This is a genomic window from Pedobacter sp. GR22-6 (assembly GCF_037402555.1).
Taxonomy (GTDB): domain Bacteria; phylum Bacteroidota; class Bacteroidia; order Sphingobacteriales; family Sphingobacteriaceae; genus Pedobacter.
The window spans coordinates 172,921-192,756 of the sequence record NZ_JBBEUC010000001.1; the positions used below are offsets into that span (position 1 = coordinate 172,921).

Consider the following 19,836-nt stretch of genomic DNA (forward strand, 5'->3'; position numbering starts at 1 on the left):
TTACTTGTACACGACTTTGATAAAAGTACCAGCATTTTCTGCACTTAACTTTGCTTCTTCTAAACCGGAGGGAGGAATGTAAGAAAGGGTATAGTCAACAGTGGCCCCTTTGCCGGGTTCGCCAGCTATATTGTTATATTTTCCTGTGATGTGAATTTTGGGAGATGCAGAGCTGATATCTTCAATGGTATAAGTCAGGACTGCGCGTCCCGTAGCAGACATGAGTTTATCTTTGGTAAATGAATTGGAGAAGACCACTTGATTTTCTGAGGTAAAATCGAGCCTGCCGAACCAAATGACATTGTCGCTGTTGTACCATGAATGTTCCCAACTGGTGCCGGTCAGACTGAAACCAGCTGTTTGATCTTCTTTTTTACAGGAGAGTAACAGGCCTGTCAATAGAAATAGCGTTAAAAATTTCTTCATATATTTATTTTTTAATCGTCACGTGACAGGGTAGATTTTTTATGAAAATCCAATACCGTCACGTGAACTGGAATAAATATAAAAGATAAGTTGTCAATTCAAATGTAGTGTTATTGAAATGAACAAACTGAATGAAGCCAATTTATTTTCCGCTATAGGTTAATTTTAAATCTGGTGATTTTGCATAATCCTGCCAGAGCTGGTCAACAGTTTTTCCGCTGAGGGCGGCCCATGATTTCTCAGTATAAGTATGGGCACGCAGCTGCTGATCCAATTCAGAGATCATCCCTTTTTTTACATGTTGTTCGATCCATTCGAAAAAACGGGCAGTGATGCGATAGCTATCTGTATAATTTTGTCTGGTATTAAATTCAGGAAGGCTCCATTTTGAACCAATATTATCCACTCCATATTTATAGCGCACATAATCTGCAATACCCTCTGTAAGCCATACAGGGCCTGCACTATAGCCGTATCCCTGAGCGATGTGCATAGTTTCATGTGTCACCACATCGATATCTGTGGGGTTGGATTTCATGTATTTGGAACTGAAGAGGATCCTGTTGCCACTCGCCTCTGCTACACCGCCGTAAGCTGTATCTACCACGAAAAGTACATCTTTCGTAGATTTCTTATTGAATGTTTTTACCAGGACGGGGTATACTTTAAAATAGGTATCAATCAGGTTTTGCTTTACTTTCTGATCCAGGTTGGGATCTTTGCTAATGAAAACGAGGCTGTATCCTTTTTTGTTGATGGTATCTACAGAGACCCAGCTTCTGGAAAACTGATACATCAGCTCCTTTTCCAGTTTCTTTCCATTTTTTTGCAGCCAGCTTCGATTGATGATGATCGCTCCAGCCTTTGCACTAATGGTTCCTTCAAACTGATCAGAAAGTTCTAATGTTGCCTCTCTTTTCGTCCTGTATCCGTCTGCCTGCGCAAATTTTGGATAGATGGTCTGGAAGGCTTTGTTGAGTGCCTGCGTAGTAATTGTATCCAGGGGGGTACTGGAATGATTGATGATTTCAACCTGGTAACCCCGGGAACGACGATTTTGGCCCTGGCCATTGGATCTTGGTGTAACCGCATTTTGAGCAAAAGCAGTTGCAGACAATATCAGCAGTAATGCAAATGGTGTGATTTTTTTTAACATGGGTTTGTTGCTTGATATAGTTTATTGTGTGTTTAATTGCAATGCGTAGAGAAAAACGTTTTAGTTGGTAACAGAGGGCTAATTTAACTGATCGCGGAAGATGTTTTTGTAAAATTGAAGATACAGGGCTAAGGAAAAATAAAGGCCTTACTGATGGTAAGGCCTTTTGTGTCCCCGACGAGATTCGAACTCATATCGTTGGTACCGGAAACCAAAATTCTATCCATTGAACTACGGAGACAAGTAATCTTGGGACTGCAAAAATAGGAAACTAATCCGTATAATAAAACATCAAATAACTAAAGCCTGAAATCCTGTTAAAAAAACATAAAAAACGTTCTATATGGCCGCATTTAAAAATAAAAAAGGCATTTTTGCAGCAATAAGGCAATAAGGTCATGTAAACAAAACGCGGTGCATATGGAAGAAATGGTTGTGGAAGAAATCGAAAAGCTTTTGGAGCTGGAGGACGATGCTCAGTTGAAGGTTTTTCTGGACGATCTGAACATCTCAGATGTAGAACATCTTATAGATGAACTCCCGCAACATGCCGTTAAGTTCATAGACACGCTTTCAGTCAACCGAGCTGTCAACGTCTTTCGAATCCTGGACTTTCCCACGCAGGAGCGGATCATTAAAAAGCTTCCCGGAACCAAACTGGCCCAATTGATCAATTTATTGCCGCCGGACGACAGAACTTCTTTATTTAGTGAGCTGAAAGGGGATGCTGTAGCCAAACTGATCATTTTACTGCCCGCAAAGGACAGGGTAGAGGCATTGTCGCTGCTCGGTTACGAAGAGGATAGCGTAGGACGCTTGATGACCCCGGATTATGTCGCAGTAAAGAAAGACTGGACTGTCAGCAGGGTGCTTGCACACATCAGGAGGTATGGTAAAAATTCTGAAACCATCGATGTGATCTATGTGATCGATAAAGAAGGAGTGCTGCTTGATGATATGAGGATCAGGGAAATCTTACTGGCTGATCCGGAAGCCAAAATAGGAGAACTCACGGATCACAGGCTCATTGCATTAAAAGTAACCGACCCTCAGGAGGAAGCCATCAATGTGTTCCGGATGAACAACCGGGTGGCTTTACCCGTGGTGGATGACAGTAATGTATTGCTGGGCATTGTTACGGTAGATGACATCCTTTGGATTGCCAATGAAGAATATACAGAAGATATTCACAAGATAGGGGGTACACAGGCGCTCGATGAGCCTTACCTGGATGTACCGGTTTTTGAACTATACAAAAAAAGGGTCGTATGGTTGATCGTGCTGTTTTTCGGTGAACTGCTCACTATTTTTGCCATGTCTAATTTTGAAGACCAGATCAAGAAAGTAGTGATGCTGGCGACATTTGTCCCGCTGATCATTTCGAGTGGCGGTAATAGTGGCTCTCAGGCGGCTACACTAATTATTCAGGCGATGGCTCTGGGCGAGATCACCATTCGCGACTGGTGGAGGGTAATGCGAAGAGAGATTTTCTCCGGTATCTTTCTGGGTACTACTTTATGTTTGCTGAGCTTCTCGGTGATCATTTGCTGGCAACTGATTTCCGGCTCGCTGGATGAGCCTGTACTTATTGGCCTGGTTGTGGGGTGTTCATTGATTGGGGTAGTGCTCTGGGGCACATTGATGGGCTCTATGTTGCCATTGCTGCTTAAAAAATTAGGGGCTGATCCAGCGGTGTCTTCCACACCTTTTGTAGCTACGCTTGTAGATGTTACCGGCCTGATTATCTATTTTTCTATGGCCATGCTGTTTCTTAAAGGGGTACTGCTGTAACGGTTTACCTGGAAGCAGTTTTTCCGAGGAACTTTTGAATCACTAACACATTAAGCTGGGCATAGGCCAATGCTGCTATGCTGCTGTAGAGTTTCATGTATATACTAGGATTTGCATAGCTGTAATATCTTTTCTTTGCAGGTGTAAGCAACTCAAAGGAATATAGTACGCCATCCATCACCTGGGTACCCCTGCCCTGGATAAGCAGTGCTGTTGTATCGATCTCGTAGTTGACCATTTGACTTTGCAACTCTTTCATATCTGGCAATGTCAAAACCTTATTTCGTACGAGCATTGACCAGAGTTGATGGACTTTAGACTGGTCTACCGTTCGCTCCTTAAACTTTTTAGGGTCGCCATAACACTCGTTTAGATCAAAATACCTTGCCGTCCAGGTATTGTTGCTCAATCTTAAGATAAATACATTGTTGAAGTTCATACTCGAATACCTGCTCCAGAGGCGAAATTCAAAATCATAATTCTTATCCAGAAGAAACAGAGAGTCGATCACACGATTGTCTACCTCACTAAAGCTGGCTGTTTTTCCGGCTTCAAATTCGATCGTCTTTAAGCTTCGCGGATTAACTTTGAAGTCAAATGGGTCACGAATGGGCCTGGCTACGCTCGGTGTTATAACCCCCTGTGCCTTCATTTGAACGGTACAGATTGCCATGATGAACAACAAACTGTACCGAAGCTTAAGACTTGAAGGTCTGGAACTAAACGTTAAAACGGAAGTGCATGATGTCGCCATCTTCTACAATATAGGTTTTTCCTTCTACGCCAAGTTTACCGGCATCTTTACATGCGGCTTCAGATCCAAGGGTTACAAAGTCAGTATATTTAATCACTTCTGCACGGATAAAACCTTTTTCAAAGTCGGTATGGATTACGCCTGCTGCCTGAGGAGCAGTAAAGCCTTTGGTGATGGTCCAGGCACGTACTTCCTGTACACCTGCAGTGAAATAAGTATAGAGATCCAGTAAGCGGTAGGCAGCGCGGATCAACTTATTGACACCGGATTCTGTTAGGCCCAGATCAGCAAGAAATTCCTGACGGTCTTCGTAGCTGTCCATTTCCGCAATTTCTGATTCTATTTTAGCGGAGATGACCAATACTTCTGCATTCTCATCTTTTACGGCCTCTTTTACGCGTTCTACGTAGGCGTTTCCAGTGACGACAGAATTTTCATCTACATTACAAACATACATCACTGGTTTTTGAGTGAGTAAGCCAAGATCCTGAATGTACTCAAAATCATCAGCTTCTACTGCTGCCGAACGGACTGATTTTCCAGACTCAATATGCGTTTTGATGATGCTCAGGATATCAAATGTCCTTTTTGCATCCTTATCTGTCTTCGCCATCTTCTCAACTTTCTGGATGCGTTTGGTAACAGTATCCAGATCCTTCAGTTGCAATTCAGTATCGATAATTTCTTTGTCGCGTATGGGATCTACAGAACCGTCTACGTGGATCACATTGCCATCATCAAAACAGCGCAATACGTGAATGATCGCATTGGTGGCACGGATGTTTCCCAAAAACTGATTTCCAAGGCCTTCTCCTTTAGAAGCTCCTTTTACAAGGCCAGCAATATCTACAATCTCGATGGTGTTTGGCACTACACGGTTTGGTTTAACCAGCTCTTCCAATTTCGTCAACCTGTCGTCAGGAACAGTGATTACCCCTATATTGGGCTCGATGGTACAAAAAGGAAAATTTGCAGCCTGAGCCTTTGCGTTTGATAAACAGTTAAATAAGGTAGATTTTCCAACATTTGGTAAACCTACTATACCACATTGTAATGCCATGTATGATTTTTTTCTTGATTTGGCGCAAAGGTATCAATTTTTTAAAAATATTCTTTATGTTTAGCAAGGCGAACAAGCCTAAAAAACTAGCGCAACTAAATATGGAGCATTTACAGGAAGAGGACCAGGAAAATTTACAGCAGGAACAAATTACATTAGTAGTCACAGAAGACATGCGCAGTTACCTTTATGAGACTGCTAAATGGGCCAGGTTTTTGGCAATTATTGGTTTTCTGATGACTGGTGTGCTGATCATGATTGCCTTTAGTGCCTCCGCTTTCGAAACCGCGCTGAACCAAACTCCAGGCGGGCAACAAATGGCGCAGTTGGGAAGTACGATGTTGATGGTCATGATGTTGCTCTGTGCACTGATCTATTTTTATCCGAGCCTGATGCTCTTTAAATACGCTACTGCAACAAAAAATGCAGTACTTTATGGCGATCAGGAAAGCCTGGTTACCGCAACTGCCAAAATGAAGTCTTTCTTCAAGTTTTGGGCCATACTTACCATAGTAATGATTGCATTTTATGGACTCTCCATCGTTGTGGCCATCTATGCGACAGTAAGCACAGGAATTTAAACCAAAACCGGAGGAACAAGTTCCACTTGGCTGCGGCCGTTTACAGATTCGATGGCATACTTGAAATTTTTGATCTCCTTCTTTAGCAAACTTTCAAAATATGGGTTCAGCAGCCTGGCTAGTCCCAGACCAAGGCCTCCTATAGGGGGATGGTAGGAAAGCACCATTTTCATCACAGTGGCTTGTCCGTCTTCTGTTTCTTCAAACTGAATTCTGCCCACATGCTGGAAAATGGAACCCTGTGCGGCTCTCCAGCCGATGAGTTGACCCGGTTCATCCTTTACGATCTCTGCGTCCCAGTCCACTGAAAATAAATTGCCCATCACTGCGGCCTTCCAATGGGAAAGTTGATCGTCTTTAATTTTTATATCTAATAGATGCTTTATCCTTCCCGGGAGATCTTTGAGGTTTCTCCAATAGGCATATACCTCCGCCGCTGGCCTTGCGATTTCAAATGAGCCCCTGATGTTGACTGCGCGGGGCTTGCTGGCGTCGATGCCCAGTTGTTCGTAAATCAGGCATCGTCCAGTAAACGCCCTGTAAGCCATATAAGCTCCGCATAAGAACTGACCTTTGAAGGGCTTTTTAATCCCGCGCGTCATCAATACCCCGCTGAGGAACATAGATACCATGCGTTCGGACAGGCCAATGTTTTCGTAATGATATTTTTCTATTGAGAATCTGCCCGATTTCAATTCCATATGGCTTTCAGGTGTTTGCATAAGCTAAATTTTGTTTAGCAATAACATTCTGCAGGCCGATAAGTTTTAAATGCCTTCAATGATCCGATCCGGTTTTACCTGGGAAGCCTTCTTTTGATAAGACCAGTAAAAGACGATGGGATACACAAAAAGATTAAACAGGGTATTGGTGATCAAACCACCGATGACTACAATAGCCAGGGGCTTAGAAGCTTCTGAACCGATGCCCGTCGACAGTGCAGCCGGCATTAGACCTATTGCAGCCATCATAGCAGTCATGATTACAGGCCGCATCCTGCTGGCCACTCCATCTTTCAGCGCATCTGCAAAGCTCCAGTCAGCGCGCTGCTTCAGTTCTGCCATATTGCTTTTAAATCTTGAGATCAGGATGACCCCGTTTTGTACGCAGATTCCGAACAGCGCAATGAAGCCAATGCCAGCGGAAATATTAAAATTGACACCAGTAATCAACAGCGCCAGTATGCCGCCGATCATTGCAAAAGGAACATTATTGAGCACCAGCAGGGAATCTTTGATATTGCCAAACAATACGAACAGGATGAAGAAAATCAGGAGCAGACTCACTGGTACAGCCTGTGATAACCTGCTGGTTGCCCGCTGCTGGTTCTCAAAATCGCCTGCCCATTCCATTTGATAGGCTTTTGGTAACTTGATCTCTGCCTTCACTTTAGACTGGGCTTCGGCAATCACACTGCCCATATCCCTTCCCCGGATGGAAAATTTGATGGCACCATATCGCTTGTGTTTATCGCGGTAGATCATACTTGGCCCTGTGATCTTTTTAATGGAGGCGATCTCTGAAAGTGGCACCTTTGATCCTGATAAGGTCGGGATGCGTAGTTTGGCTATGTCTGTCTCATCTTTTCTAAAATCTTCCGGATAGCGGATGATGAGGTCAAATTTCCTTTCGCCTTCATATATTTCCGTTGCTGCTTTTCCACCTATGGCCATTTCTATGACGGCATTCGCGTCTGCAGTACTCACACCGTAGAGCGCCATTTTCTTTTGATCCAGGTTGATCTGTAATTCGGGTTGGCCCAGGTTCCTGAGGATACCCAGATCCTCAATTCCCTCTACCGTTTTCAGTATCTTCTCAATTTTTTCTTCCTCCTGTTCTATGAACTGGAAATCGTCGCCAAATAGCTTTACGACGATGGAGCCTTTTACTCCGGAAACTGCTTCTTCCACATTATCAGAGATCGGTTGGGAAAAATTGAGGCTGATGCCGGGAAAGCGCTTTAATTTTTCCTGCATCCTTTCGATCAACTGCTCCTTGCTTTGTTTCCGTTTCCATTCTTTTTTTGGGTAAATGTCTACATGGAATTCCATGTTGTAGAAACCTGTGGCATCGGTACCATCATTGGGTCTGCCGGTCTGCGACATCACTTGCTTAACCTCCTCGAAACTCAAAAAGATCTTTCTCATCTCGTTGGACAGTTTTTTTGTCTCATCCAGGGAAATACTCAGAGGACCGGTAGCGCGAACATAGATAGAACCCTCATCCAGTGTAGGCAGGAATTCCGTACCGAGAAATCTGAAGCTGAACAGGCCCAATACCAGCATGACCATGGAAAAGCCAAAGGCCAGTTTTCTGAACTTAAAGCAACGTTCATAAAACATCATAACATATTTACTGATGAAATCCAGGAACAGGTTATGCTTCTCACGTACATTTTTCCGGAGCAGTACACTGGCCAGTGCCGGTACCAGGGTAAATGTAAGCAGCAGGGCGCCGAGAAGGGCAAAACTCAGTGTCCATGCCAGTGGGGAAAACATTTTACCTTCCACTTTTTCAAAGGTAAAAATAGGCAGTAATCCGGTAATGATGATGAGCTTGGCAAAGAAGATGCCCTTTCCATTTTCCAGGCAGGCCTTTTTGATCAGGCCCAGCTTGCTAATCCTGTTGAACTTCTCCATCCCTTCTTGTTTCGCTCTGTGGTCCAGCGCCACAAAAATGCCTTCGACCATTACCACTGCACCATCAATGATGATTCCAAAATCAATTGCGCCCATCGACAGTAAGTTGGCCGACATACCTTTCAATTTGAGGCAAATAAAAGCGAACAGCAGCGCCAGTGGGATAATGATGGAAACGATAAGGGTCGTACGCCAGTCGGCCATAAACAGAAAGACGATCAGTGTTACGAAAATGATCCCTTCCAGCATATTGCCCATTACGGTGTGGGTGGCGTAATTGACGAGGTCCTCGCGATCATAGAAGGAATGGATTTTTACATCATCGGGAAGCACATTGGCATTGACTTCTGCGATCTTATCTTTCAGACGGGATATCACCTCACTGGGATTCTCGCCTTTGCGCATCACTACAATACCTTCTACGACATCGGGATCCAGATCCCGGCCTACCTGTCCGAGACGTGGCAGGGCCGATTCTGATATTTCTGCGATGGTCTTTACGTAAATCGGAGTACCGTTGAAATTATCGACTACCACATTTCGGATTTCGTCAATATTGTTCAAGATTCCGATTCCGCGTACTACATAGGCTTGTCCGCTTTGAACAATCACATCACCACCTACATTGATATTGCTTTTAGATACCGCTTCAAAGAGCTCTGTTGCTGTTACACCATATTGTATAGATTTTTGAGGGTCTACCGTAATCTGGTAGGTTTTTACCTCTCCACCAAAGCTCACCACATCGGCGATGCCGGGAACAGAGAGCAGCTCGCGCTGGATCACCCAGTCCTGCAGTGTCTTTAGTTCCTTCACAGTTTTTATATCGCTACTCAATGTGTACCTGAAAATCTCTCCGGTAGGACCGTAAGGAGGCTGGATCTCCGGTTGAAGTCCATCTGGCAGGTCTGCTTCTTCAATGTGGTTGTTGACCTGCACCCTTGCAAAAGCATAGTCGACGTCATCTTCAAATGTGATTTTCACAATGGACAAGCCAAATAGGGAAGAGGAACGGATGCTTGTTCTTTTTTCCGTGGGGTTCATCGCAATCTCCAGCGGCCTGCTCACAAACTTCTCTACTTCTTCGGCGCTGCGGCCCGGCCATTGAGTAATTATTGTAATGTTGGTGTTGGTCACATCAGGAAAGGCCTCTATGGTGGTTTTCTTGAAGCTAAGGTATCCGGAAAGGATCATTATAAAGGTGGCAAAGAATATGAAGTATTTGTTCTTCAGGGAAAAGCCAATGATGTTCTTAATGAATTTATTCATTGTAAAGTCTTAAGGAAATGAAATCAGGTTAGTTTTTCAAGCTCTCATATAAGAAAACTTGTTTGGAGGCAATGATGCGCTCACCTGCCTGAAGCCCTTTGCTGATGTATACTTTGTCGGCCACCTTGCGCCAGATCTCTACCGGTTTGATACTGATTTTGTTATTTGCATTCAGCACCAGTACATAGTGCTTATTGTCATCAAAAATGATCCCTCTGGAATTGACTACAGGTAGATCTGTGCCCGATTTGGCGGCTACTTTTGCGGTAGCCATCATACCAGGTTTCAACAGCTGACCGGGGTTTTGTATGTTGACCCTTGCGTTCATCACCTTACTTTCATCGTCTAGCTGGTTGTATACTTTTTCGATGCTGCCCTGGAAAGTTTTGTTGGGATAGGAGAGCACGGAAAGGTCTACAATGTCTCCAGGACTGATGCCTGATATGTCAGATTCATAGATATTGATGAGCGCCCAGACATTGGACAGGTCAGCTATGGTAAACAGGCTGTTGTCATTATCGGGCCTTAACTGCATGCTGCTCGTGACATTCTTTTCGATGATCACACCGTTTAATGGAGATTTAATGGTGTAGAGGCCATTGTTATTTCCACCATTCAATTTTAGGGTAGCCTTAGCACGTTTGTTTTCTGCCTGCTTGATCAGAAAGTCGTTTTCAGCATCTTTCAGTTCTCTGGCAGAATAAAGACCACTTTTATATAAATCCCTGGCCTGGATCAGGTTGCGCTCTGCATTGTTGAGTTCTGCTGCTGAGCTGATCACCTCTTTATCGTAACCGGCCATCTCTGCGCTGATCACACTAGCGAGTACCTGTCCCTTGCTTACTTTATCGCCGGAACGCACCGCTACATGCTGCACCGTGCCGCTGACCATGGGAAAGATTTCTGCTTTACGTTCTTCGTCTGCAGTGATTTTGGCAGAGAAGGTCAGGCTTGTGGTTTTATTTGCCGGGGCTACTGTATCTACCAGTAATTTACTAATCAGCGAATCCGTAATTTCGAAATGATCAGAAACAGGTTCAGTTTTGGAATTGCTGCAACTGGCTAAAAATGATAAGCTGGCAGCCAGGGCAAATCTGCCGGTGTATTTGATGAAGATATGCATTTTCTGTTATTTAAAAATGGTAGAACCGGTTACGTAGTTGATTTCTTCTTTAGCATTCATACGTTCATATTTCAGGTTATTTAGCTGGAGCATGTTTTCCCGATAAGAGTCGTAGAAGTCCAGAAATTCCAGGAGACTAATGTTCCTGCTGCTAAAATTTCGGGTCACCTCGCCGATGAGCTTGGTGAAATCAACTCCAAATTGCTGATCCATCCCCTCGTACAGCTGCTCTGTACGTTGTGCAGCCGAATAGCTCTTGAAAACTTCCTGCTCTACGGTCATTTGCTGTTGCTTCAGCGCATTTCTTCCCGCATCAATTGCAATTTTCGCCTTTTTGATCTCGCCTTGATTCCTGTTGAACAATGGCAAGGGCATTTTAATGCCTAATCCGCTATAATGTATCGGATAGTTAGCCTGCTGGTCGTAGGTAAGTGACAACTCAATGTCCGGTACGGCCATCGCTTTTTGTAACTGCAAGTTTTTTTCTGCGTAGCTGATGGTTGCGTTGGCCGCTTTTAAATCCGCACGCTGTGTTCTTGCTGTTTCTAACAGCTCTTGATAAGGAGGGATTTCAATTTTAGTATTTACCGACAGGTCGTTCGGTAGGATGAAAGCGATAGGTATTACAGTGTTGATGCCTGTCAGTGTCTTCAGCTCACTCTCCAGTCCGGCAATTTCATTGGAAAGGCTCAGGTATTCTGAACGGAGCGCATAGACCTGAGATTTTATTCTGAGGATATCTTTTAATGCGATATTGCCCATTTTGAGCTGTTGCTCAGAACTAACGAGCAGCTGCTCTAAGGCATTCAGTTGTTGTCGGTATACTTTGGCAGATTCCTGTGCGTAATGCCCTTTGTAAAATGCCGTACGTAAATCAAAACGTAAGGTGCGCATGAGGTCGAAATAGGCATATTCCTGTAATTGCACTCCCGTTCCAGCCAATTGTATGTTCTTATTTCTTTTGCCAGCCAGTTTAAGGAGCCAGGAAATTTCTGCGGTAAACTGGCCATTGGGCATACGGTTCTGGAAAAACTTCTTTGTTTCGGGATTGTACAATAAACTTTCGTAGCCAATCTCTGGATTGTCGAATAGTTTGGCGGTGATTACCTCGGCCCTGGCCTGTTCAGTCTCATAGTGCTGAGCGATGAGCTGGTAGTTTTTTTCCAGGAACATTTTCTCCGCGGCACGGAGATCCAGCTTCAGAGTATCCTGTGCTACACCGAAGGAAATAAAACCACATAGGCACAGGCCAAGTAGGGTAAGTTGTTTTTTCATCTCCGGCAAAGCTATTTGAGCCGGATTAAAGTCGAATTAAACCGAAATTAAAAGGGGATTAAAATGCTAAAGGTGCTGCCTTTGCCCAGCTCCGAACTGACTTCCAGCTGGCCTTTGAAAAGCTGAATGATTTTAGAAGACATGTACAGGCCCATACCATTTCCGCGCTGTGCTTCCAGTTCTGCTCCGCTGAAGAAAGGTTTGAAGATGTCTTTGCGTATTTCCGGTCGAATACCTGGCCCCTGGTCTGTGATCGTCAGTAGCAGTTGCTTGCCCCTGGCTGATAACAGACAAGATACATCTTGGTTGTCAGAGAACTTAAAAGCGTTACTGACGATGTTGTTGATGGCTATCATCAGTAGTGTGGGATTTGCCTGGATCTCAAATCCTCTGCCGGCCATTTGATCAACTTTCAAATGCAGTTTTCCTTTATTAATTTTTGCCGTCCATTCTTTTTGCAGCTCATTGAGCAGGGCTTCCAGATCTACGGTTTGTATTTGCGATGAGCCGAATTCGAGGTCAGATTGCGCCAGCTCTACGAGGCCAGATATGATGTTGTTCATCTTTTCTGCTTCTTCCAGTACCTCCTCCAGTGCTTTTTTATAGTCAGACTTTTCCCGTTCCCTGGATAGACTGATTTCTGCACCGATCATCATCCGCGTCACTGGTGTCCTGAGTTCATGCGACGCATTGGAAATGAAGGTTTTTTGCAATACAAAAGCATTTTCGAGGTGAGCCATCAGGTTATTGAAGTTTTTGGCCAGCAGCATGATCTCATCTTTACTCTCGCGTTCAGCTACTCTGAAATCGAGGTTGTTGGATTTGATCTGCTTCACATCATCGATAAAATAATCAAGCGGACGCAGGATTTTTCTGGCGATCCATCTTGCAGAGAGCAGGAGTATGATAAAAATCATCACGAAGGTAATCACCATGATGTTGCGTAATTTCTCCAAGCGGTAAAAGGTACTCTGGTCTACGGCTGAAGCCAGAATGACAAAATCACCCTGGTTGTCCTTATAAAAAATGCCTACTACCTGCCTATTCCCGTCTTTAAACTGCAAGCGGCCTTCTTTCCGTACCTTGTTGATGGTTTGATTGGTCCAGTACTGTTGGTCGTCACCTATAAACGAAGCATTATTTTTCGAATTGTAAATGCGGATGACTTCGCCATTGAGTTTTACAAGGTATTGGTTGCGGACTTTCTCCAGGGCCTCCTGTGATATTTCGTCGGCTTCCAGATACAGTTTGGCTGTCACCATAGTCCGGTCGGTGAGCCTGGCGAAGAAATCGGATTCCATAAATTTCAGGAATATAAAATAAACTGCACAGAGGACCGAGAGTAGCATTAAAGTGCTGGTGAGTGTGAAATAAAGTGCCAGGCGGTCTTTGATTTTCATACTGCACTATTTTAGGATGTAACCCATATTGATCTTAGTGTGAATTACTTTACGGCCAAAACCCTTTTCTATTTTGTTGCGGAGAAAGTTGACATACACATCAATCACGTTAGTACCGGTTTCAAAATTGATGTCCCAAGCCTGTTCGGCAATGTATTGCCTGGACAATAGCCTGTTTGGATTTCTTAGGAACAGTTCCAGAAGTGTAAATTCCTTGGCTGTAAGCGAGATGCTTTTGCCATCGCGGAAAACCTCTTTGCTCAGCGTATCCAGGCTGATGTCTTCAAATATAAGCAGGTGACCTGCCCCTGGTAGTGGTATAGGTGTGTTTCTTCTTAAGAGCGCTTCGATCCTGACCAATAATTCTTTGAAGTGAAAGGGCTTCACCAGGTAGTCGTCGGCACCAGATTTGAACCCAAGCACTTTATCGTCAATAGCTCCCAAAGCAGTAAGCAATAAGATCGGGACTTGTCGTCCCTCAGCCCTTAGTTTACGGCATAGCTCTACGCCATCCATTCCGGGCATCATCACATCCAAAATGAGCAGTTCATACTCGTTGGTCAGGAATTCGCTCAATGCAGCATTGCCATCCGGTTTGGAAGTCACATGGTACTGGTGTTCTTCCAAACCGGTTTTTATCAGCTCGGCAATTTTGATATCATCTTCTGCTAGTCCTATCCTAATCATAGGATGCAAATATAGCAGATAATTATTTTAAGGAAATTAGTCCCTGTTCCAGAATGCAGGAGGCTCGATTCCAAGTGCACGGAGATATACAGTACCTTGTGCGCGGTGGTGAATCTCATTGTCGATCAAATACAAAATGGTTGAATAGACCTGGCCTTCATAAGCGCCAAAAGCCATCACTGTTTCCTGCATATATTCTTCCGGAATTTGGGGCAGATAAGTGCTGATCTGCTCAGTTCCCTGATCAAACAAAGCCAGTAAATCCGATTTTGTTGGAGCCACTTCTTTAGCTACATGGCTAAAATTGCTGCCATCGGGCCATTCCTGCGTTGCCAGTCCTTTCACGCCCGGCCCGGAAATGTCGATCAGCTCTTTTACCATATCAGCAAATGAACGCATTCCGCCGATATTGAATTCATAGAGCTCCTTTTCGGGAAAGGCTTCTATCACACGGCGGGTCAGGCGGCGGTGTCCCAGCCATGCGTTGAGGATGTCTGAAGTAGTAGAGAATGCGGTAGTTACAGCTGAAGTAGTCATGATGTGATGCTTTTAAGGTTATCAATTATTTTCTATTACAAAGAAAACAACCGCTACTGACAACCCTATGGCAGTCTATTTTTATAAAGTAACTTTTTATTGCACTGGCTTCGGCAAATTGTTCCATTTATTGATCAGGGCGATCATTTTTTCCCTAACCTCCGGTTTTCCCCCCGTAAATTCCAGTTCGCTGGAAATATTGATGTATCCTGGATTGTGGTCTTTAGGTCTGTAAACGATCAGGTTGCTCACGCCGTCTGCTGAAAACAGGAGTTTCGCAGGTTCTTCTACGCCAAGGTAATTTGGTGTGTTGATTTTGAAATGCCTGACTTCAGGTTCTACGAAATAATCGTCCATGACTTGATCGAAGCTAATGAGGCTGTCTCTTTTGCTCGAATATAAAACCACAGTGGTATCGATACCCCTTGTGCTTTTTTTCAACATGGTCTTGATCGAATCGATGTGTCTTACATTGAAGAACTGAATGGACTGTGGGGCAATTTCAGTTTTATTTAAGAAGTAATGCGTCTTCGTCGGGGCATCGCTTTTTGCATTTTGAGCATTCAATGGGCCAAACGTAAAGGCCGAAATGAAAAGCAGTAACATCACTAATGAGAGGAAGTAGGTTCTTTTTGACATATCTGCAAATCTAAGGCTAGGTTTTATAAAAACAAAATAGGTGCTGAGGCTGACTAGATTTTTGTTATCTTAGTATCAAATCATTAAGGTATGGGTGCAATTTTAGAAATATTATTTGGCTTGGCGACTACCAATTGGAAAGGCTTGAACTTAAAGTTGAAGAAAGCGGGTTTTGACCGACCCGCGTATATTTTATGTACTGCGGCGTGGCTTTGCCTCGTTTTTGTGATGTCAATTCTCTGACTGCAGGTTGCAGAGAAGCTCCGGCTCATGTTAATTTAATTTTAATTCCATTTTAATTTTAGTTCTTTATCTTTAGCAGAAAAATGCTAAGATCTACATGAACACGGGTAAGAATTTGTGGGCAAACCAATGGAGTAATTCATTTTTCAGAAAAAGCATTTTTCTATCCGGGAGCATTCTCATCTTAATTGTTATTGGTTTCCCTGTATTCTTCTCCTTTGTACAACAACGTCAGGGCAAGTTGCTCATGGATCCGGTTTTGCGTATGGTGCCTGCAAGAGATGTTTCCATTTGGATATTTGTTGTGCTATACGCTACCATTGCGCTTGCCATTACCAGGATGGTAAGGTCCCCGGAGATATTTGTGAGGCTCAGCTGGGCCTATATTTTTTTATGCATGACCCGTTTGCTCACGATCAGTATTGTCTCACTAGATCCTCCTGAAGGGCTGATTGACCTGGTAGATCCTTTCACAATCATCTTTTATCATGCGGAAAACATTACAAAGGACCTGTTCTTTTCTGGTCATGTTTCAACTTTGTTTTTAATTGGCTTATGTCTGCCAGGCAAGAAAGACAAGATGATTGCTTTTTCGGCTTCCGCTATGATGGCCATACTTGTTTTGGTGCAACACATCCATTATAGCCTCGATGTGATTGCAGCCCCCGTTTTCAGTATTTTATTTTGGTACATGGGGGTGAAGGTGTGTTCCATTGTATGCAAACTGCATAAATGCCCTTCTGAGCACTAGAGGCAGATTATTTTTTGTATTTTATTGTTTACAATCTGATATGTGGGAAACTATTTGTGTAGTATTGGTTACACACAAATAGAAACCGATATGAAAAAAATGCTCATTATCGCCATGGCTTGCTATGGCCTAAGCGCCCGCGCCCAGGTGGACGGATCCCGAAATTTTATTTACCTCTATTCCGACTCAGTTATCTATGCTGAGCAGGTTCGACTGCGCCCGGACATCATGGGGGGATGGCAGTTAAGGGCCGATTCAAGAGTTGTTCCTCTAAGGGGCGTGAAATTCTTCAACAACCGAAATGGTTTTTTTGCGAATACCAGAAAGACGAGTATACTTGGAGAAACCAGTTTTTCAGAACGCATTGTCGAAGGAAAAATCAACCTTTTTCAAGAAGTGGTATACGATGATAGCTGGTATGACCGGAGGTACGCATATCCAGGTAAGTTTGATCAGTCTATTAACGTAAGTATGTACTATAATAAAGGCTATTCCGACCTTAAGAGAGTGAATTACAGAAACCTAAGTGCAGATATGGCAGATCATGCGGCCAGTATGGACTTTCTCAAAGCCTACAGAAGAAGCCTGAATACCAGGAACCTGTTGTATACTGCGGGGGGTGCCTCTCTGGTTGCGAGTTTGGTTTCGTTTGTCATTACCGGAACAAAAGGAGGCGAGTCTTCAGAAGAGTTCTTTAACAGACCACCGGGATCCATAAACCATAAAAGCCCAAATTTTGTACCCAGTTTAGCATTATTGGGGATAGGGGGCGGATTCAGCATCGCTGGTTTTTTCGTCCACCGCAAAGCTTCGCTGAATCTGGAAAATGCGGTAGATACCTATAATCGCTAATCCCCCAGGAGAAAGAATCCTGTAAGCAAAGATGTGCTTACAGGTATTCAAAATCATCCGTCTTTGGAAAGCTTTCCAGACCATTAAAAATCACTTCAGGCACGGGTCTGGCCAGTTTTCTTTTGACCGTGTCTATCCAGCTTCCCTCGACTTTCAGCACGGCATGGAGCTGATGATCTTCTGAAAGAAATTCGTGTTGAATCACCCAAAATGATCCATCCCTTTTCATTTTTAATAGTTTGGTCAGGATATGTATCTTAGAATTGAGGTGGATTTCTCTCTTAAATTCACATTGTTCTTTGAATAAGACCGGGCCAACATGCTGGTCTTTCATCATGGAGATGCTGATGCCATATTGATGAAGGATTTCTATCCTTTCTTGTGCTGCAAGGTCATAATAAGCGCTATGTCTCAAATGGTAGTTTGCATCCAGATCAGACCATCTTAAGCTGAGGTTCTTCATTTTATCAGGAATTGGTTCTGCTTTAAATATAAGTGTGTGGACTATAGGATTTGTAGCTCAGAGGTCAATCTTTTTAATTAATTGAAAACAATAGGTTTACCTAAAGTTTTGACTTATCTTTGCGCAAATTTTATGAAAAAGATAGTAGATTATAGGAAGTTATTGGGTGTACAGAAGGATGCCGAATTGAAAGAGTTAAAGACCATTTACAGGAATTTGATGAAAGAATTTCATCCTGATAAATTTCAGGATAGCGAGGAGGCTAAACTGGAGGCGGAGATCAAAAGCAAGGAGATCATCGAAGCTTATCATTTTTTGGTGAGTATTGCTCCGGAAACACTGGCGCTTTCTAAAGAAGAATATGACCAGACCACTGCAAGCTGCGGAATCGCAGATTACGAATGGAAAGGGCTTGTGCTGACCGTGAAATTTCTAGATGGCAGCGCTTACGAGTATTTTGGTGTACCAAAAGCAGTGTACGTGAAATTGGTGAATGCAGATTCTCCGGGCCGTTTCGCACGTCGTCACATCTTCAACGAATTTCCTTACAGAAATATAGCTAAGCTGGCAACAGCCTAAGCAAAATCTCATATAAATGCAAAGCCCTCTGGTGTCTTCATCAGGGGGCTTTGCATGGGTAATCTATTGCTCATCTAAACCACTGGTTTATCGTTTGTTGCATTTGTTGGAGCTGAAGTACTTTCTTCCGCACCTTTCAGGTACGTCGGGAGGTTGAGTCCGGCCATATTGAACAGGTCATTCAACGGAGGGACAGTCTTCATCATTCCCGATACAAAATTCGCTGTTGATGAATTGCCATTTTCAGCACCACCATTACCGGAATCCCAAACGGTGATCTTGTCGATCTTGATGTTTTTCACTGCTTCTACCTGCGTTCTTACCAACTCCGGTAGTTTCTCAATCAGCAGCAGCTGGAAAGCTTTGGTAGGGTCGCCACCTGCGGCAGCAACTACTTCGCGGTAACCTTCAGCTTGTTTAGTCAGTATCTCAAATAAACCTTTCGCTTCCGCTTCCATTTTTGCAAAAATAGCGTCGGCTTCACCTTTTGCATTTTCCCTGATGGTCTCTGCATCGGCCTGCGCCTGGATGATTGCCCGTTGCTTGGCAATTTCTGCGGGTATCACGATGTTGGCGATCTGGGTAGAACGCTCGCGCTCAGAACGGGCAAGCTCTGCCTTTTGTTCAGCCATATAAGCTGACTGTAAGGCCTGTGCCTGTTGCACTTTCTCTGCAGATACTGCGATCTTCATCGATTCTGCTTCTTTTTCACGACGAAGTGCATCGGAGTTGGCAATATCTATTCTTGCTTCGTTTTCTCCTTTTACGGCGATGGCATTGGCTTCGGACATTTTGATCCTGGAATCCCTATCTGCCTCTGCCTTACCGATCTTCTCGTCTTTGGAAGCATTTGCAATGCTGATCTCACGGTCCTTTTGGGTGATGGCAATCTTGACATCACGTTCACGCAGCGTTTCCGCAATCTGTACATCTTTTTCCCTGTCCGCAATGGCCTTTCCGGTTTCGCCGATCTTGGTTTGTTCCGCGACGCTGATTAAGGCCTCATTGATGGCTTTTGCCGCAGCTTCCTTGCCCAGTGCTTCAATGTAGCCGGATTCGTCCTTTATATCGGTTACGTTGACGTTGATCAGTTTTAAGCCGATTTTTTTCAGTTCGGTATCTACGTTCTTGGAGATGTTGTCCAGGAATTTGTCCCGGTCCGAGTTGATCTCTTCAATGGTCATGGTGGCGATCACCAGGCGCAACTGTCCAAACAGGATATCTTTAGCCAGTTCCTGGATATCACCAGGTGCCAGCCCGAGCAAACGTTCAGCAGCATTGTTCATACTGTCGCTTTCGGTAGAGATGGCAATGGTAAATCTGCAGGGCACATCCACACGGATATTTTGACGGCTCAGTGCATTCACCAGGTTAGCCTCAATTGAGATGGGTTTGAGGTCCAGGTAAGCATAATCCTGAATGACAGGCCAGATAAATGCGCCGCCGCCATGGATACATTTGGCAGAAGTTCCGCCTGTTTTTCCATAGATGACCAATATTTTATCTGAAGGACACCTTTTATAGCGGGCAATTAGCGCCGAAAAGGTAACAAAAATAACAATGACTAAGACCAGAATAATGGTCAGTGGGGACTGTAAAGCGTTTTCCATA

Annotated in this window: 19 protein-coding genes and 1 tRNA gene; 5 read left to right on the forward strand and 15 right to left on the reverse strand. The window is 43.9% G+C overall.

The features are described 5' to 3' along the window. The 3 genes from WAE59_RS00690 to WAE59_RS00700 all read right to left on the reverse strand — a co-directional run bounded on the left by WAE59_RS00690 (position 1) and on the right by WAE59_RS00700 (position 1,823). Complete coding sequence (locus tag WAE59_RS00690) at positions 1-426, reverse strand: hypothetical protein (protein WP_337853994.1); 426 nt, start codon at positions 424-426, stop codon at positions 1-3. Positions 427-568: 142 nt separating this feature from the next. After that, the gene (locus tag WAE59_RS00695; RefSeq protein ID WP_337853995.1) at positions 569-1,582 is read right to left on the reverse strand and encodes a basic secretory protein-like protein; all 1,014 of its coding nucleotides are present in this window, start codon (positions 1,580-1,582) and stop codon (positions 569-571) included. Positions 1,583-1,751: 169 nt separating this feature from the next. Continuing rightward, a tRNA-Arg gene (locus WAE59_RS00700) sits at positions 1,752-1,823 on the reverse strand. Positions 1,824-2,002: 179 nt separating this feature from the next. Between WAE59_RS00700 and mgtE the strand changes: the two genes are divergently transcribed. After that, the gene (gene mgtE, locus WAE59_RS00705) at positions 2,003-3,373 is read left to right on the forward strand and encodes a magnesium transporter (protein ID WP_337853996.1); all 1,371 of its coding nucleotides are present in this window, start codon (positions 2,003-2,005) and stop codon (positions 3,371-3,373) included. Positions 3,374-3,377: 4 nt separating this feature from the next. Here the strand turns inward: mgtE and WAE59_RS00710 are convergent, their stop codons facing one another. Together WAE59_RS00710 and ychF are read right to left on the reverse strand one after the other, a co-directional pair. After that, the gene (locus WAE59_RS00710; RefSeq protein ID WP_337853997.1) at positions 3,378-4,046 is read right to left on the reverse strand and encodes a hypothetical protein; all 669 of its coding nucleotides are present in this window, start codon (positions 4,044-4,046) and stop codon (positions 3,378-3,380) included. Positions 4,047-4,092: 46 nt separating this feature from the next. Further along, a complete protein-coding gene (ychF, locus tag WAE59_RS00715; protein WP_337853998.1) occupies positions 4,093-5,187 on the reverse strand; it encodes a redox-regulated ATPase YchF in 1,095 nt (364 codons plus the stop codon). Positions 5,188-5,243: 56 nt separating this feature from the next. Between ychF and WAE59_RS00720 the strand changes: the two genes are divergently transcribed. Then, positions 5,244-5,768: a DUF5362 family protein gene (locus tag WAE59_RS00720; RefSeq protein WP_337853999.1), complete on the forward strand. Its 525-nt coding sequence runs from the start codon at positions 5,244-5,246 to the stop codon at positions 5,766-5,768. Here WAE59_RS00720 and WAE59_RS00725 read toward each other — a convergent pair. From WAE59_RS00725 to WAE59_RS00760, 8 genes are all read right to left on the reverse strand, one after another. Next, a complete protein-coding gene (locus tag WAE59_RS00725; RefSeq protein WP_337854000.1) occupies positions 5,765-6,490 on the reverse strand; it encodes an SRPBCC family protein in 726 nt (241 codons plus the stop codon). The two genes, WAE59_RS00720 and WAE59_RS00725, sit on opposite strands and share 4 nt — an antisense overlap. A gap of 45 nt (positions 6,491-6,535) precedes the next feature. Next, on the reverse strand, positions 6,536-9,676 hold the full coding sequence (locus WAE59_RS00730) for an efflux RND transporter permease subunit (protein ID WP_337854001.1): 3,141 nt from the start codon (positions 9,674-9,676) through the stop codon (positions 6,536-6,538). 28 nt (positions 9,677-9,704) lie between these two features. Further along, the gene (locus WAE59_RS00735) at positions 9,705-10,799 is read right to left on the reverse strand and encodes an efflux RND transporter periplasmic adaptor subunit (RefSeq protein WP_337854002.1); all 1,095 of its coding nucleotides are present in this window, start codon (positions 10,797-10,799) and stop codon (positions 9,705-9,707) included. Between the two features lie 6 nt (positions 10,800-10,805). After that, the gene (locus WAE59_RS00740; protein ID WP_337854003.1) at positions 10,806-12,074 is read right to left on the reverse strand and encodes a TolC family protein; all 1,269 of its coding nucleotides are present in this window, start codon (positions 12,072-12,074) and stop codon (positions 10,806-10,808) included. A gap of 47 nt (positions 12,075-12,121) precedes the next feature. Beyond that, positions 12,122-13,474, reverse strand: coding sequence for a sensor histidine kinase (locus WAE59_RS00745; RefSeq protein WP_337854004.1), 1,353 nt, complete (start codon positions 13,472-13,474; stop codon positions 12,122-12,124). 6 nt (positions 13,475-13,480) lie between these two features. Further along, the gene (locus WAE59_RS00750; RefSeq protein WP_337854005.1) at positions 13,481-14,161 is read right to left on the reverse strand and encodes a response regulator transcription factor; all 681 of its coding nucleotides are present in this window, start codon (positions 14,159-14,161) and stop codon (positions 13,481-13,483) included. A gap of 36 nt (positions 14,162-14,197) precedes the next feature. Then, a complete protein-coding gene (locus WAE59_RS00755; protein ID WP_337854006.1) occupies positions 14,198-14,698 on the reverse strand; it encodes a DinB family protein in 501 nt (166 codons plus the stop codon). Between the two features lie 96 nt (positions 14,699-14,794). Then, entirely contained in the window at positions 14,795-15,337 is a 543-nt protein-coding gene (locus WAE59_RS00760; RefSeq protein ID WP_337854007.1) for a hypothetical protein, read from the reverse strand. Between the two features lie 340 nt (positions 15,338-15,677). On the opposite strand from WAE59_RS00760, the gene WAE59_RS00765 reads away from it, so the two are divergent. Together WAE59_RS00765 and WAE59_RS00770 are read left to right on the forward strand one after the other, a co-directional pair. Beyond that, complete coding sequence (locus WAE59_RS00765) at positions 15,678-16,331, forward strand: phosphatase PAP2-related protein (RefSeq protein ID WP_337854008.1); 654 nt, start codon at positions 15,678-15,680, stop codon at positions 16,329-16,331. Between the two features lie 90 nt (positions 16,332-16,421). Beyond that, positions 16,422-17,183 (forward strand): hypothetical protein, encoded by a 762-nt coding sequence (locus WAE59_RS00770; protein WP_337854009.1) that lies wholly within the window; start codon positions 16,422-16,424, stop codon positions 17,181-17,183. A gap of 37 nt (positions 17,184-17,220) precedes the next feature. Here the strand turns inward: WAE59_RS00770 and WAE59_RS00775 are convergent, their stop codons facing one another. Beyond that, positions 17,221-17,646, reverse strand: a complete 426-nt coding sequence (locus tag WAE59_RS00775; RefSeq protein WP_337854010.1) for an acyl-CoA thioesterase — start codon at positions 17,644-17,646, stop codon at positions 17,221-17,223. A gap of 132 nt (positions 17,647-17,778) precedes the next feature. Here WAE59_RS00775 and WAE59_RS00780 point away from each other — a divergent pair, with 132 nt between their 5' ends. Then, positions 17,779-18,225 (forward strand): KTSC domain-containing protein, encoded by a 447-nt coding sequence (locus WAE59_RS00780; protein ID WP_337854011.1) that lies wholly within the window; start codon positions 17,779-17,781, stop codon positions 18,223-18,225. 74 nt (positions 18,226-18,299) lie between these two features. Here the strand turns inward: WAE59_RS00780 and WAE59_RS00785 are convergent, their stop codons facing one another. Next, positions 18,300-19,835, reverse strand: coding sequence for a flotillin family protein (locus WAE59_RS00785; protein WP_337854012.1), 1,536 nt, complete (start codon positions 19,833-19,835; stop codon positions 18,300-18,302). Position 19,836: the final 1 nt, after the last annotated feature.